12 protein-coding genes and 1 tRNA gene are annotated in these 13,944 nt (G+C 65.9%); 9 read left to right on the forward strand and 4 right to left on the reverse strand.

The annotated features are described in order from the left end of the window. From HALO32_RS11170 to HALO32_RS11180, 3 genes are all read right to left on the reverse strand, one after another. The coding region (locus tag HALO32_RS11170; protein ID WP_151443956.1) for an iron chelate uptake ABC transporter family permease subunit at nucleotides 1-927 on the reverse strand (927 nt) is incomplete at its 3' end. After that, nucleotides 917-1,801, reverse strand: a complete 885-nt coding sequence (locus HALO32_RS11175; RefSeq protein ID WP_151443957.1) for an ABC transporter substrate-binding protein — start codon at nucleotides 1,799-1,801, stop codon at nucleotides 917-919. The genes HALO32_RS11170 and HALO32_RS11175, both read right to left, overlap by 11 nt. After that, the gene (locus HALO32_RS11180) at nucleotides 1,794-2,564 is read right to left on the reverse strand and encodes an ATP-binding cassette domain-containing protein (RefSeq protein ID WP_151443958.1); all 771 of its coding nucleotides are present in this window, start codon (nucleotides 2,562-2,564) and stop codon (nucleotides 1,794-1,796) included. Before HALO32_RS11180 ends, HALO32_RS11175 begins: the two co-directional genes overlap by 8 nt. Before the next feature lie 146 nt (nucleotides 2,565-2,710). Here HALO32_RS11180 and HALO32_RS11185 point away from each other — a divergent pair, with 146 nt between their 5' ends. Further along, entirely contained in the window at nucleotides 2,711-4,516 is a 1,806-nt protein-coding gene (locus tag HALO32_RS11185; RefSeq protein ID WP_151443959.1) for an ABC transporter ATP-binding protein, read from the forward strand. Nucleotides 4,517-4,629: 113 nt separating this feature from the next. Then, a complete protein-coding gene (locus HALO32_RS11190; RefSeq protein WP_151443960.1) occupies nucleotides 4,630-6,834 on the forward strand; it encodes a TonB-dependent siderophore receptor in 2,205 nt (734 codons plus the stop codon). 74 nt (nucleotides 6,835-6,908) lie between these two features. Here HALO32_RS11190 and fhuF read toward each other — a convergent pair whose 3' ends face one another. After that, entirely contained in the window at nucleotides 6,909-7,649 is a 741-nt protein-coding gene (gene fhuF, locus HALO32_RS11195) for a siderophore-iron reductase FhuF (protein ID WP_151443961.1), read from the reverse strand. A gap of 161 nt (nucleotides 7,650-7,810) precedes the next feature. Between fhuF and HALO32_RS11200 the strand changes: the two genes are divergently transcribed. The 7 genes from HALO32_RS11200 (at nucleotide 7,811) to HALO32_RS11230 (ending at nucleotide 13,877) form a co-directional block, all read left to right on the forward strand. Beyond that, nucleotides 7,811-7,887: transfer RNA gene (locus tag HALO32_RS11200), tRNA-Ile, on the forward strand. Nucleotides 7,888-8,074: 187 nt separating this feature from the next. After that, the gene (locus HALO32_RS11205) at nucleotides 8,075-8,902 is read left to right on the forward strand and encodes a type IV toxin-antitoxin system AbiEi family antitoxin domain-containing protein (protein ID WP_151443962.1); all 828 of its coding nucleotides are present in this window, start codon (nucleotides 8,075-8,077) and stop codon (nucleotides 8,900-8,902) included. A 29-nt stretch (nucleotides 8,903-8,931) separates the two neighbouring features. Then, nucleotides 8,932-9,315 carry a hypothetical protein gene (locus tag HALO32_RS11210; protein ID WP_151443963.1) on the forward strand — a complete coding sequence of 128 codons (384 nt, stop codon included), beginning with the start codon at nucleotides 8,932-8,934 and terminating at the stop codon, nucleotides 9,313-9,315. 57 nt (nucleotides 9,316-9,372) lie between these two features. Then, nucleotides 9,373-10,143, forward strand: coding sequence for a DUF7662 domain-containing protein (locus tag HALO32_RS11215; RefSeq protein WP_151443964.1), 771 nt, complete (start codon nucleotides 9,373-9,375; stop codon nucleotides 10,141-10,143). 103 nt (nucleotides 10,144-10,246) lie between these two features. Continuing rightward, nucleotides 10,247-12,226: a type I restriction-modification system subunit M gene (locus HALO32_RS11220; RefSeq protein ID WP_151443965.1), complete on the forward strand. Its 1,980-nt coding sequence runs from the start codon at nucleotides 10,247-10,249 to the stop codon at nucleotides 12,224-12,226. Further along, complete coding sequence (locus tag HALO32_RS11225; protein ID WP_151443966.1) at nucleotides 12,223-13,680, forward strand: restriction endonuclease subunit S; 1,458 nt, start codon at nucleotides 12,223-12,225, stop codon at nucleotides 13,678-13,680. The genes HALO32_RS11220 and HALO32_RS11225 overlap by 4 nt, the downstream gene beginning before the upstream one ends. Beyond that, entirely contained in the window at nucleotides 13,677-13,877 is a 201-nt protein-coding gene (locus HALO32_RS11230) for a hypothetical protein (protein ID WP_151443967.1), read from the forward strand. The genes HALO32_RS11225 and HALO32_RS11230 overlap by 4 nt, the downstream gene beginning before the upstream one ends. The last annotated feature ends 67 nt before the right edge of the window (nucleotides 13,878-13,944 follow it).

A 13,944-nucleotide genomic window follows, 5' to 3' on the forward strand; every position in this document is an offset into this window, starting at 1 on the left:
GGGGATCAGGGTGGGCAGGGTGCCGGCGAAGCGCTGCAGCAGCAGGTCGGTGGTGGCCAGCAGGAAAGCGCCGAGCAGCGTCGACCAGAGCAGGCGCGCCCCCAGGCGGCGCGCGCCGGCCAGGCGCACGATATTGGGCGCCGCCAGGCCGATGAAGCCGATCACGCCCACCACGCTGACAACACAACCAGTAAGGAAGACCGCCAACCCCAGCCCCGCCAGGCGCAGGTGCTTCAACGAGACGCCCAGGCTCCTGGCGCTGGCGTCGTCGAGTTCGAGCACCGTCAGCGGGCGCAGCAGCAGCCAGGCCGCCAAGCCACCCAGCAGCAGCCGAGGGGCCAGGAAGGCGGCGTCGTCCCAGCCGTTCTGGGCCAGAGAGCCGGCGCCCCAGATCAGCAGCCCCTTCAGGGTTTCCTGGTGGAAGAGCAGCAGCACCATGCCCAGGGCCCCGGCGTAGAGGTTGACCACCAGGCCGGCGAGCACCACCACCGCGGGGGAGAGGCCGCGGCGCCAGGTCAGCGCGAAGACCAGCGCCATGGCGCCGCCGCCACCGGCCAGGGCCACCCATTCGCGTCCGGCCAGCAGCAGGCCCGGGGCGAGCAGGGTGGCGGCCATCAGCGCCAGGTTGGCGCCGCTGGCGACCCCTAGGGTGGTGGGCGCGGCCAGCGGGTTGCGCAGCACCTGCTGCATCAGCACCCCGGCCAGGGCCAGGCCGCCGCCGGCCAGCAGCGACATGGCCAGCCGTGGCCACCAGCTGTAGTGGCGTACCAGCGCCTCGGGGCTCGCCGGCGTCACGGTCGTCAGCGCCCGCAGGCCATCGAACAGCCCCTCCTCGGCGAGCGAGCCGAGTATCAGAGCCAGCAGCGCCAGGCCCGGCAACAGGCAGACCAGGCCGGGGGCCTGGAGGCGGGTGGCCTCAGTCGCCATGGGGGGCCTCTGTCAGGGCGGCGACCAGGTGGTCGGCGAATCGCTGCGCCGAGGGCAGGGCGCCGAAGCTCCACACCGGGGGCAGGGTGATCAGGGATTCATTGCGCACGCTGGGCTGCTGCTGCCAGAGGCCGCTGTCGGCCAGCGCCGTCTCGACGCCCACCGGGTAGGGCTCGACCACCACCAGCCGCGCTTCCAGGCCGGCCAGCCGCTCGAGGCCCACTAGCGAGAAGCCCCAGGCGTTGGTCTCGCCACGCCAGGCGTTCTCCAGCCCCAGGCGTTCCATCACGGCCTGGTAGAGGCCTCCCTCGCCGAACACCCGGACATGCCGCTCGTCCATGAACTGCACCACCAGCAGCGGCGGCACCCGCGCGGGCAGCCGGTGGCGCAGAGCCGCCAGGCGCGTCTCCGTTTCGGCGATCAGCCGCTCGGCGGCCGCCTCTCGCTCGGCCAGGCGACCGACCTCGCGGGTCAGTTCGCGTAGCTGGGGCCAGGTCTCGCGGTCCGGCGTGTAGAGCGACAGGGTCGATACCGGGGCGATACGCGACAGCCGCGGCGCCAGGTGGGCGAACATCGGCGAGATCAGGATGCGCTCCGGCGCCAGGCTAGCCAACAGCTCCAGGTTGGGCTGGCTGCGCAGGCCGAGGTCGACGGTGGCCTCGGGCAGGCGCGGTGCGCGCACCCAGGCCTGGTAGGCGTCGCGCTGGGCGACCCCGGCCGGGGTGACGCCCAGCGCCACCAGGGTCTCGGCCAGGGTCCAGTCGAGGGTGGCGACGGCCGGCTGGCCCAGGGCGCGGGGTGTCGGCACCAGCACCAGGGCCAGCAGCAGCCCGGGAACGAGGCCGCGGAGCAGCCGGGCGAGCGCGTCAGGCATGGACCAGGGCGACGGGATGCTGGCTGGCGGGATGCGCCATGACGCGCATGGGGATGCCGTAGATGGCCTCCAGGGTGACCTCGTCCATCAGCTCGGCCGGCGTGCCCCGGGTCAGCACGCGCCCGCCGTGCAGGGCGACCAGGTGGTCGCAGTAGCGCGCCGCCATGTTGACGTCGTGAAGCACGATGACCACGCCGAGCCCCAGCGTCTGGCTGAGCTCGCGGATCAGTGCCAGCACCTCCACCTGGTGGGCGATGTCCAGCGCAGCGAGGGGTTCGTCGAGCAGCAGGAAGTCGCTGCCCTGGGCCAGCAGCATGGCCAGCCAGACTCGCTGGCGCTCGCCGCCGGAGAGGGTGTCGACCAGGCGGTCGGCGAAGGCCTCGGTGTGGGTCGCGGCGATGGCACGCTCGATGGCCGCCGCGTCCTCGCGGGTGTGACGGCCCAGCAGGCCGCGCCAGGGGTAGCGGCCCATGGCCACGAGCTCGCGGCCGAGCAGGTTCTCGGTGGCGGGCAGCTGCTGGGGTAGGTAGGCCACCCGGCGGGCGAACTCGCGCTGACCCCAGCTAGCCAGGGGGCGGCCGGCGAAGTGCAGCTCGCCGCGGCTCGCCGGCTGCTGGCGGGCCAGCAGCTTGAGCAGGGTCGACTTGCCCGAGCCATTGTGGCCGATCAGGCCGTGCACCCGGCCGCCCTCCAGGGTCAGGTCGGTGGCGGCGAGCAGCGGCCGGTCGGCGATGGCGAAACCGGCTCCGCGCAGTTCGAACATGCAGGGCGCTCCTTCAGCGAGCCCAGGGGAGGGGCGATGGGCGCTACCTTACCTTTGATGATAATGGTTATCAATAAGATCCGTTTCGGGCCGGGCGTCTTCCCGGTATGCTGTGGCGTTTCATCCTTCAGGACGCCGTTTCCCTCATGTCTGACGCCACCACCTCCAGCTTCCGGGCCCTGGCGCGCCTGCTGCGCTATGCCCGCGGCTATCGCCGCCGGATCATCGCCGCCAGCGCCTGCTCGGTCATCAACAAGCTGTTCGATATCGCCCCGGAGATCCTCATCGGCGTGGCCATCGACGTGGTGGTCAACCAGGAGCAGAGCTTCGTGGCGGGGCTCGGCTTCGAGTCCGCCCGGGAGCAGATCCTGATCCTCGGCGCGCTGACCTTCTTCATCTGGGCCGGGGAGTCGCTGTTCGAGTATCTCTTCCAGGTGCTGTGGCGCAACCTGGCCCAGCGGCTGCAGGCCGACCTGCGCCAGGACGCCTACGAGCATGCCCAGCGGCTCGATATGGGCTTCTTCGAGTCGCGCAGTTCCGGCCAGCTGGTGGCGACCATGAACGACGACGTCAACCAGCTCGAGCGCTTCCTGGACGGCGGCGCCAACGCCATGATCCAGGTCGGCGTCACCGTGGTGGCGGTGGGGGCGGTGTTCTTCGTGCTCTCGCCGCTGATCGCGCTGCTTGCCTTCACGCCGATCCCGCTGATCGTATGGGGCGCCTTCTACTTCCAGCGCAAGGCCGGGCCACTGTATGCCGAGGTGCGCGAGCGGGTCGGCGACCTGTCGAGCCGGCTCTCCAACAACCTGGCCGGCATCGCCACCATCAAGAGCTTCACCGCCGAGGCCCGCGAGGCCGAGCGGCTGCGCCAGGCCAGCGAGGCCTACGTGGAGGCCAATCGTCGGGCCATTCGCATCAGCTCGGCCTTCATCCCAGTGATCCGCATGGCGATCCTGGCCGGCTTCCTGGCCACCTTCACCGTGGGCGGGATGATGGCCCTGCGGGGCGACCTGAACGTCGGCGCCTACGGCGTGCTGGTGTTCCTCACCCAGCGGCTGCTGTGGCCGCTGACCGGCCTGGCCCAGGTGATCGACCTCTTCGAACGCGCCATGGCCAGCACGCGGCGCATCCTCGACCTGCTGGCCGAGCCGATCGTCGTGCGCGACGACGGCGGGCGGGCGCTGGCGGAGCCGGTGCGGGGCGAGGTGACCTTCGCCGACGTGAGCTTCCGCTACCCGGGCAGCGGTGAGGGGGTCAGCGAGGTCAGTCTGGCGGTGCCGGCGGGCCATACCCTGGCCCTGGTCGGCGCCACCGGCTCGGGCAAGTCGACCCTGATCAAGCTGCTGTTGCGCTTCCACGACCCCGCGGCGGGGGAGATCCGCATCGACGGCCAGCCGATCCGCGAGCTCGAGCTGACCTCGCTGCGCCGGGCCATCGGCCTGGTCAGTCAGGACGTCTACCTGTTCGAGGGCCCGGTGCGCGACAACATCGCCTACGGCCGCCCCGATGCCCCAGAGGCCGACATCATCGCCGCGGCGCAGACGGCCGAAGCCTGGGCGTTCATCCAGGCGCTGCCCCAGGGGCTCGACACCCCGGTGGGGGAGCGCGGCGTGCGCCTCTCCGGCGGCCAGCGCCAGCGCCTCTCGCTGGCCCGGGCGCTGCTCAAGGATCCGCCGATTCTGGTGCTGGACGAGGCCACCAGCGCCGTGGACAACGAGACCGAGGCGGCCATCCAGCGCTCGCTCAAGCGCATCGCCCACCAGCGCACCGTGATCATGATCGCCCACCGGCTCTCGACCATCGTCCACGCTGACCAGATCGCCGTGATTCACGGCGGGCGGGTGGTCGAGCGCGGCACCCATGGCGAGCTGCTGGCACACAACGGGCGCTATGCCGCCCAGTGGCGGGTACAGACCGGCGAGATCGAGGCGGCGGACGCCTCCCTGGCGTGACGGCATCGGGGCCGGCAGGGCCCCGTGCCCAGCAACGGTGAATTATCGTTGTTAAACATGATGCGAATCATTATCATAAGTATTCGAATCCATCACGCGAGGCTCGTCCCGTCATGCCGTTCCCTTCCCGCCGCCGTGGCGACATCCATCCGTTGACCCGTGCCATCCGTGGCTGCCTGGGCCTGACCGCCGCCGGCAGCCTGCTGCTCTCCCCGGTTGCTCTGGCCCAGCAGGGGACAACCGCCCCGGAGGCGGCCACCGACCTGGAGACCCTCACCGTCGAGGCCCAGGCCCTGTCGGTCATCACCGAGGGCACGGCGCGTTACCGGGTGCCGCTCACCAGCACCGCGACCCGGCTCGACCTGACGCCCCGCGAGACCCCCCAGTCCGTCTCGACCGTGACCCGGGCGCAGATCGATGACTTCAGCCTCGACACCACCAACGACGTCCTGGAGAGCACCCCCGGGGTCACGGTGGAGCGCCTGGAGACGGATCGCACCTACTACACGGCACGGGGCTTCGAGATCTCCAACTTCCAGGTCGACGGGGTGCGCGTGCCGATGCCCTACAACAACGTTCACGGCGACATGGACACCGCCATCTACGACCGGGTGGAAGTGGTGCGCGGGGCCACCGGGCTGATGTCCGGCTCGGGCAACCCGGCGGCGACGGTCAACTTCGTGCGCAAGCGGCCCACCTACGAGCCCCAGGCCGCGGTCTCGGCGAGCGTCGGTTCCTGGGACCAGCGTCGCCTGGAGGCCGATGTCGCCGGGCCGCTGGACGAGGCAGGGCGTGTCCGCGGGCGCCTGGTGGCGGCGGGGATGGAGAGCGACTCCTACCTGGACCGGCTGAGCCGCGAGCGGGGGCTGCTCTACGGCGTGCTGGAAGCCGATGTCACCGACAGCACCCTGGTGACCCTGGGCCACACCTGGCAGCAGAACGACACCGACGGCAACATGTGGGGCTCGCTGCCGCTCTATGATTCGGCCGGCAACCCCACCGATTATGATGTTGCGACCAGCTCGGCGCCCGACTGGTCCTACTGGGACGTGGAGACCCAGCGCAGCTTCCTCGAGGTGCAGCAGGCACTCGGCGATCGCTGGTCGCTGAAGGGCACGCTCACCCACCTGGACATGCGCTCCGACACCCAGCTGTTCTACATCTACAAGACGCCGGATGCCGCCACCGGGCGCATTTCGGACGACCAGCTGACCCTCAGCCGCTACGACCGTCACCTGGAGCAGTGGGTGGCCGACCTGCATGCCAAGGGTGACGTCGACGCCTTCGGGCGCAGCCACCAGCTGGTGCTCGGCACGGACTGGAGCCAGAGCCGCAACCAGCAGCTCTCTCGCTATCCCACGGCGAGCTTCGATGCCGGCGGCCAGGGCCTGCCGCCGCTGGACGACTGGAACGGCCGCTACCCCGAACCCGATGCCTGGGTGGCCTTCCCCGGCACCGACGGTGATGCCACGGTCAAGGAGCGCAGCCTCTATGGGGCGGCCAAGCTCGACCTCGCCGAGCGCTGGACCGCGGTGGCCGGTGCCCGCTTGAGCTGGGCCGACACGACCGGCGAACAGTACGGGGTCTCCCAGGCCAGCGACCACGACCGTGTGCTGACGCCCTACGCCGGCCTGATCTATGACGTCACCGACCGGGCGTCCCTCTACGCCAGCCATACCGAGATCTTCGATCCGCAGACCGAGATCGACCGCAACGGCGACTATCTCGATCCCGTCGACGGCGTCAGCCAGGAGGTCGGCTTCAAGGCCGAGCTGTTCGACGGCGGCGCCGATGCCTCGCTGGCGCTGTTCCGCACCGAGCAGGACAACGTCGCTCAGCCGGCAGGCACCCGGCCCGACGGTACCGCCTTCTTCACGGGCGGCGACGGCATCACCAGCGAGGGCGTCGAAGTCACGCTCGCCGGCGAGCTGGCGCCGGGCTGGCAGGCCAGCGTCGGCTATACCTACCTGGAGGTCGAGGACGCCGACGGCGAGGCCACCAACACCTATATACCGCGTCATCTGGTGCGCGCCACCACCAGCTATCGGCCGGCCGCCCTGGACGCCCTCAAGCTGGGCGCGCGACTGCGCTGGCAGGACGATATCGAGCGTGACCGCGACTTCGCCGAGGGCAAGACCCGCGAGGAGGCCTACGCCCTAGTCGACCTGATGGCGAGCTACGATTTCAGCGACAGCCTGACCGGCTCGCTGAACCTCAACAACGTCACCGACGAGGCGTACCTGACCAGCCTCAAGTGGGATCAGGCCTTCCACGGCGCCCCGCGCCATGTCATGGCCAACCTGACCTGGCGCTACTGAGCCTTTCTGCCGCAACAGGCATGCCAAGAGGGCCCATCCCGGCAACGGGGTGGGCCCTGGCGATGGTGTGGCGGTCAGGGTGTCTCGGCGGCGCGGGCCCTGTGACGGCAGGCCAGCGGGCAGTTGCCGCAGACGCCCAGCTCGTCGATCAGGTAGCGGATGCAGCACAGGCGACGCACCCGCCGCAGGGTGCCGTCATCGCCCTCGACATAGCGTACCGGCCGATAGAGCGGGTTGCGTCGGCCGCCGGGCAGGGTGCGGTTCGCCAGCAGCGCCCGGGCGGGTTCAGCGGCGTCCGGCGTGGCCATGGGATGGTCGGCCAGGGCGCCGGCGAAGTACTCGATATAGTTGCCGGCGTTGCTCCAGAACACCCTGGGAGAGGCGCCGCTGACCGCGGCCAGGGCCTCGACCAGTGGCGTCAGGTGATCGTCGAGCAGGGTGGCGAAGCGCGAGTGGGGCGCGAGCTCGGCCAGGGGGCGGCCGGCATGGCGCAGCACCAGGCCGGTGGTCTGCCCCTCGGGAGATTGCTGGAGATGGAGCTCATCGAGCCCCAGCGGCAGGTCGCGCTCGAGCAGCAGGTTGGCGGCCAGGCCGTGGGCCGCCAGGGCGCTGAAGTGCCACTTCGACCACAGCGAAGCCACCGCCCGGCGGTCGCCGTGGCCGTACCGGGCGCCGAAACGCTCCAGCAGCGCCGCCAGGCGTGCCGGGTCGAGAAGCTCGCGGGCCGGCATGCCCTCGGGCGCTGCCGGCGCGATGGTCGGCGGCGCGAGGTGCTGCAGGGGGCCGACGTAGAGCCGGGCCAGGGAAGAGGGCATGGCGAGACCACCGGAACCGCGGAAAGTCTCATTATACAAACAATAATCATTATCAATAAAGGGCGGCAGGGTATTCCGGCCAGACAAGCGCAGCCGGCTATGGTCACCTCCATCGCCATTCGCTATCATACGGCGTCGCCGCTCGGCGCCATCCGCTGCAAGGGCCTATAGCTCAGTTGGTTAGAGCAGGGGACTCATAATCCCTTGGTCGCTGGTTCGAGTCCAGCTGGGCCCACCATCACACCTCACATAGGGTTGCCCGTTCACCGGACATACGGATCAAGTGCATTACCCGGTGAGAACGCAGCTATAACGGTGTTACCTGCTTGTGGTTTATACATAAAGCTATTTGCATAGCTGAGCTGTTCTTTTCTCTTTCAGTTTAAACCATCCTTTTGGTTTGCAATTATGCTAATTTGTAAAGGATGAGCGAACTGAAGCGTGGAAAGATAAACCAGTTGGAGCGTCTCTTGCCGGAAGGGCTCCTAGTCGATGCCGTGTGGCTGGAGGCACACGGGTACTCGCGGTCGCTGCGCAGCCAGTACGTCTCCGGCGGGTGGCTGGACAGTCCCGTAAGGGGTGTGTATTGGCGGCCTAGTGGCGTCTTGCGCTGGGAGCAGGTCGTCATCTCCTTACAGGTGTTGCTGGGCTATCCCGTCTCGGTCGGCGGGCGGACCGCCCTGGAGATGCGGGGCTATTCTCACTATCTCTATCAGGCGCAGCAGGCTGTGCATCTCTATACCGACCGCAAGCTTCCCTCTTGGCTTTCGAAACTTACCGATATGCCGGCCTTTATCGTGCATAACCGCTCACGCTTCCTGCCGGCGCTGTCCGGTTACAGCGATCAACTCTCTCTGGACCCGGCAGAGGCGTCGCCCCGTCTGCCGGGGGCGCTGGATATCGATGAGTGGGGGCCGTGGAGCTGGCCGCTGGTGCGCTCAGCCCCCGAGCGGGCGATTCTCGAGCTGATCGACGAGCTTCCGGGGAGCACGTCATTCGATATGGTGGATAAGTTCATGGAAGGGCTTGTGACCCTGCGGCCGCGCAAGATGCAGGCCTTGCTCGAAGAAGCGCAGAGCGTCAAGGTGAAGCGGCTGTTCTTCTTCTTTGCCGATCGGCACCGCCATCAGTGGCTGGACATGATCGAGCGCGGCAAGATCGATCTGGGCAAGGGAAAGCGGATGATCGCCAGGGGCGGTAAGCTGAACAAGACGTATCAGATTACCGTCCCGGAGGACATGGATGCCCTTTGATCCGACATTCCGGCAGCAGGTGCAGCTGCTTGTCTCGGTCGCTGCGCACGGCGCTCATCGTCTATCTGATCAGCCACGATCATTCGCCCCATTCCCTGTTAGCGCCGCCCACCAAAGATATCCGCGCCATATACGAGACCGACTTTGCTGGGATGACGGAGCGGCCTGTATCGCTCGAAATGCTTCTGGAGGCCAGGGGTCGGCTCGTCAGCATGGTTCTGTCAGGCATGCCGGAAGAGCACAAGGCGTTCCTGATTTCATTTTATGAAGGCAGTCCAGCATGGGAGGTGCTTGGCATTGAAGGTCTCGATCGACTGCCGGCGGTGCGGTGGCGGGCGCTCAATCTGACCAGGGCGGGGCCTGGTACGCGGGAGTCGATTATCAAGGCGCTGAACAAAATCTTTTCAGCGTGAGGCTGGGCTGGTTTCAGCCATACGGCGTTGATCCCTATCACATGACGGGATGCAACTATGAGCAAATACGACAAGCTAGGTGCGTACCTGAAGTCGCTGAGTGGACCCGAGTGGCATGCCGGTTTCAGGCAGCTGGAATTCATCCTGGGCTTTGCGCTACCTGCTAGCGCACGGCTGTATCCGGCTTGGTGGGCAAATGACGCGCATCAGGGCCGGCAAGCCATGGCTTGGCTCTCAGCGGGCTGGCGGACCGGCGATCTTAACCTGACCGGAGAAACCGTCACGTTCTATCGGGATGCGGGCGTTAGCGGGAGGGCTGCGTCGAAATCAGAACAGAACTCGCAGCGTGCAGGGGGGACCATGGATAATTTTGATGTCAGCACTCTGCCGAAAGCGGGCGGCATTAACCCGCTGGAGCTTTCTGTGGGCATGACATGGCGCGTGCTGGGACGGCTGATGCTGGATGATAGCAGAAAGCTCGCTTTTCCGGCGGTGCCGGACATCGCAGGGCTCTACCGGTTTCGCCTGCAGGGGGCAGGGCAAAGCCGCCACTATATCGGCGAAACGGTCAGGTTACGGCGGCGCTTCGCCCACTACGCCAACCCGGGGCTAAGCCAGGCGACCAATATTAGGATCAATGCCTTGCTGCAGGAGCACCTCGAAGCAGGGCAGCGTATCGAGATCGATATCATGACTGACGCTGATCGCATGGTGGTAGCCTGTGACCTGCTGCCGGTTAACTTCACGGATAAGGCGACCCGGCGCTTATTTGAGCATGCTGCGATCGTGGCGGAAGGAGGCGAGGAAGTCGAAAGCCTTAATCGCTGATCTCTTTCAGTGACAGCTTGCCTTACCGGGGCCGAATGGAGCCCCGTGTATCATACCTAATTAGACTTTATTTTCATCAGCACCCAGAACGCGGGGACGCATCGTGAACACGGAGAGTCACTCCCAGACAGCCGCCTTCATCTGGTCGGTCGCCGACCTGCTGCGCGGCGATTTCAAGCAGTCCCAGTATGGCCGCATCATCCTGCCCTTCACCCTGCTGAGGCGCCTGGAGTGCGTGCTGGAGCCCACCAAGTCCGAGGTGCTGTCCGCCGCGCAGACCCACCAGGCCAAGCCCGAGGCGGTGCGCGAGAAGCTGCTGCTGCGCTCTGCCGAGCAGCCGTTCTTCAATGCCTCGCGGCTGTCGCTGGCCACGCTCTCCGACACCCAGACCGCCGACGACCTGATGAGCTACGTCCAGGCCTTCAGCCAGGACGCCCGGGAGATCTTCGAGCATTTCGAGTTCGAGAGCTTCGTCCAGCAGCTCAACGCCAACAACCTGCTCTACCAGGTGGTGCAGCGCTTCGTCGCCATCGACCTGAGCCCGGCGCGGGTCAGCAACTACGGCATGGGCGCCATCTTCGAGGAGCTGATCCGCAAGTTCGCCGAGAGCTCCAACGAGACGGCGGGGGAGCACTTCACGCCGCGCGACATCGTCCACCTGACCACCTCGCTGGTGCTCACCGGCCAGGACGACAAGCTCACCAGTGGCGGCATCGTCACCGTCTACGACCCCACGGCGGGGACCGGCGGCTTCCTCTCCGAGAGCGACGAATATCTGCAGCAGGTCAGCGGCGGCATGAGCGTCTCGCTGCACGGCCAGGAGCTCAACCCCGAGTCCTATGCCATCTGCAAGGCCGACATGCTGATCAAGGGCCAGGCGGTGGAGCGTATCAAGCTCGGCAACACCCTCTCCGACGACCAGCTGGCCGGTCAGCGCTTCGACTTCATGCTCGCCAATCCACCCTTCGGCGTGGAGTGGAAGAAGGTCCAGAAGCAGGTCACCGACGAGCACAAGCACAAGGGCTATGACGGTCGTTTCGGCCCCGGCCTGCCGCGGGTCTCCGACGGCTCGCTGCTGTTCCTGATGCACCTGGTCAGCAAGATGCGCCCCCGCCAGGAGGGCGGCTCGCGCATCGGCATCATCCTCAACGGCTCGCCGCTGTTCACCGGCGGCGCCGGCAGCGGGGAATCCGAGATCCGCCGCTACCTGCTGCAGCACGACCTGGTGGAGGCCATCGTCGGCCTGCCCACGGATCTGTTCTACAACACCGGCATCGCCACCTATGTGTGGATCCTCTCCAACCACAAGCCCGCCGAGCGCCGCGGCCAGGTGCAGCTGATCGACGCCACCGGCCGGGCCTCGAAGATGCGCAAGTCGCTGGGCAGCAAGCGCCAGTTCGTCGCCGACCGCGACATCGAGGAGATCGTGCGACTCTACGGCGCCTATCAGGAGAGCGAGGAGAGCAAGGTCTTCCCGGTGGAGGCCTTCGGCTACCGGCGCATCACCGTGGAGCGCCCGCTGCGCCTCAATTTCCAGGCCAGCCCCGAGCGCCTGGCCCGGCTCGATGACGAGAAGCCGCTCCAGAAGCTCGCGGAGGGCGAGCGCGAGGCGATCATGGCCGCCTGCGCCACCCTGGACCCGGAGCAGCGCTTCACCAACCGAGACGCCTTCACCAGGGCGCTGAAGGCCGCGCTCAAGGCGGCGGGCCTCAAGGTCGGCGCCCCGGTGCAGAAGGCGATCCTCAATGCACTTTCCGAGCGCGACCCGGAGGCGGACATCTGCCTCGACAAGAACGGCAACCCCGAGGCGGACACCGGCCTGCGCGATAACGAGAATGTGCCGCTGGATGAGTCGGTGTTCGACTACTTCGAGCGCGAGGTGAAGCCCCACGTCCCCGATGCATGGATCGACGAGGAGAAGCGCGACCCGCTGGACGGCCGCATCGGCATCGTCGGCTTCGAGATCCCCTTCAACCGGCACTTTTACCAGTTCACCCCGCCGCGCCCGCTGGAGGAGATCGACGCCGACCTCAAGGCCTGCACCGACCGGATCAAGCAGATGATCGAGGAGCTGTCGGCATGACAAATTTGACGGGATCAAATTTGAACAGGCGCGAAGCGACTGGCCCGAAGGGCGAGGGCAGGGATAGCCCGAGTAAATTTCCGCAATATCCCGAATACAAGGACTCCGGCGTCGAGTGGCTGGGGGAGGTGCCGGCGCATTGGGAGGTGAAACGTCTGAGGTACGTTGCTGAACTCAACCCGTCCAAATCTGAGGTGCGGTCACTGCCTGCGGAGAGCTCTGTGAGCTTCATCCCCATGGAAGCTGTGGGGGAAGATGGGTCGCTGTCACTTGATCAGACGCGGCCAATAGGTGAGGTTTTGGCTGGGTATACCTTTGTTCGGGAGGGCGATGTCACCATAGCGAAGATCACACCTTGCTTTGAAAATGGGAAAGGGGCCGTCATGCGTGGCCTCGAGAATCGTGTTGGATTTGGCACGACAGAGCTCATCGTGATGCGGCCCAAGGCCAGGCTAACCACGAGTAACTATTTATATCGGGTCGTCTCGTCCGAGCCTTTTCGGGTCCTCGGTGAGTCATCGATGTACGGCGCCGGTGGTCAGAAGCGCGTGCCGGATGACTTTGTCCGAAACTTCTCTATCGCCTGGCCCCCTTATAAGGAACAAGAAGAAATTCAGGCCTTCCTTGACCACGAAACCGCTCGCATCGACGCCTTGGTGGAGCAGCAGCAGCGTCTGATCAAGCTGCTGAAGGAGAAGCGCCAGGCGGTGCTTTCCCATGCCGTGACCAAGGGCCTCGACCCCGAAGTGCCGATGAAAGACTCCGGGGTGGAGTGGCTGGGGGAAGTGCCGGCGCATTGGGTGAGGAAGCGGCTGAAAAATGTAACGCCATTCATCACAGTTGGCATTGTCGTCAATCCCAGTAATTACCTTGCGGAAGAGGGACTTCCATTCATTTATGGGGGGGAGGTGAGAGAAGGTTATATTGTGGTTGATAAAGCCCGAAAAATCTCGCTAGAGGATAGCCGCCGTAACAGAAAAACTATGCTGGAAGCCGGTGATGTTGTGACGATGCGCGTGGGGTATCCGGGCGTAACAGCTGTGGTTCCACCAGAGTGTGAAGGTGGAAATTGTGCCTCCGTCATGCTTATCAAGAAAGGTGACTACGACTCTCGGTGGCTTTGTTCCGCAATGAACAGTCGTCTGATTCGTCATCAGGTAGAAATAGTCCAGTACGGGGCGGCTCAGAAGCAGTTTAACATTGCAGATGCGATGGAATTCTGGCTCTTTCAACCCCCGGTTGGTGAGCAGGTTAGCATCGCAGACTACATAGATCATGAATCTTGTATTTTTGATCAACTCATTGATGAAGCAAACCGAAATATGGAGCTGCTGAAAGAGCGGCGATCCGCCCTGATCTCTGCTGCCGTCACTGGCAAGATCGACGTGAGCGGCTGGCAGCCGCCGGCAGGCTCAACGGCATCCATCGAGGCCGCTCAAACGGAGGCTGTATGACCCAACTTCCACCGGATACGCAGGAAATGCTCGATAGCCTTCGTGCTGCCGTGGCTGAAACATTGGAGCGCAAGCGGCGCCTCGGTCAGTATGCCGTGTTCTGGCAGGACGGAAAGCCTGTCTTCATCGGTGAGGATGCCCCTCGTTACCCTGAGGACACCAAGGGTCCCGAAGGAGCCAATGATCATCATGGGTGACCAACCCCATATTTGCAGACTTGTTGTGCCGGGAGGTTTTTACAGCCAACCGAACTGACGGAGCTTG

This window comes from Halomonas lysinitropha (assembly GCF_902500215.1).
GTDB lineage: Bacteria > Pseudomonadota > Gammaproteobacteria > Pseudomonadales > Halomonadaceae > Halomonas > Halomonas lysinitropha.

What these genes read in the sequence shown, in the direction of transcription:
- HALO32_RS11175 (WP_151443957.1), bottom strand. Translation starts at nt 1,801, where the DNA reads ATGCCTGACGCGCTCGCCCGGCTGCTCCGCGGCCTCGTTCCCGGGCTG.
- HALO32_RS11180 (WP_151443958.1), bottom strand. Translation starts at nt 2,564, where the DNA reads ATGTTCGAACTGCGCGGAGCCGGTTTCGCCATCGCCGACCGGCCGCTG.
- HALO32_RS11185 (WP_151443959.1), top strand. Translation starts at nt 2,711, where the DNA reads ATGTCTGACGCCACCACCTCCAGCTTCCGGGCCCTGGCGCGCCTGCTG.
- HALO32_RS11190 (WP_151443960.1), top strand. Translation starts at nt 4,630, where the DNA reads ATGCCGTTCCCTTCCCGCCGCCGTGGCGACATCCATCCGTTGACCCGT.
- fhuF (WP_151443961.1), bottom strand. Translation starts at nt 7,649, where the DNA reads ATGCCCTCTTCCCTGGCCCGGCTCTACGTCGGCCCCCTGCAGCACCTC.
- HALO32_RS11205 (WP_151443962.1), top strand. Translation starts at nt 8,075, where the DNA reads ATGAGCGAACTGAAGCGTGGAAAGATAAACCAGTTGGAGCGTCTCTTG.
- HALO32_RS11215 (WP_151443964.1), top strand. Translation starts at nt 9,373, where the DNA reads ATGAGCAAATACGACAAGCTAGGTGCGTACCTGAAGTCGCTGAGTGGA.
- HALO32_RS11225 (WP_151443966.1), top strand. Translation starts at nt 12,223, where the DNA reads ATGACAAATTTGACGGGATCAAATTTGAACAGGCGCGAAGCGACTGGC.
- HALO32_RS11230 (WP_151443967.1), top strand. Translation starts at nt 13,677, where the DNA reads ATGACCCAACTTCCACCGGATACGCAGGAAATGCTCGATAGCCTTCGT.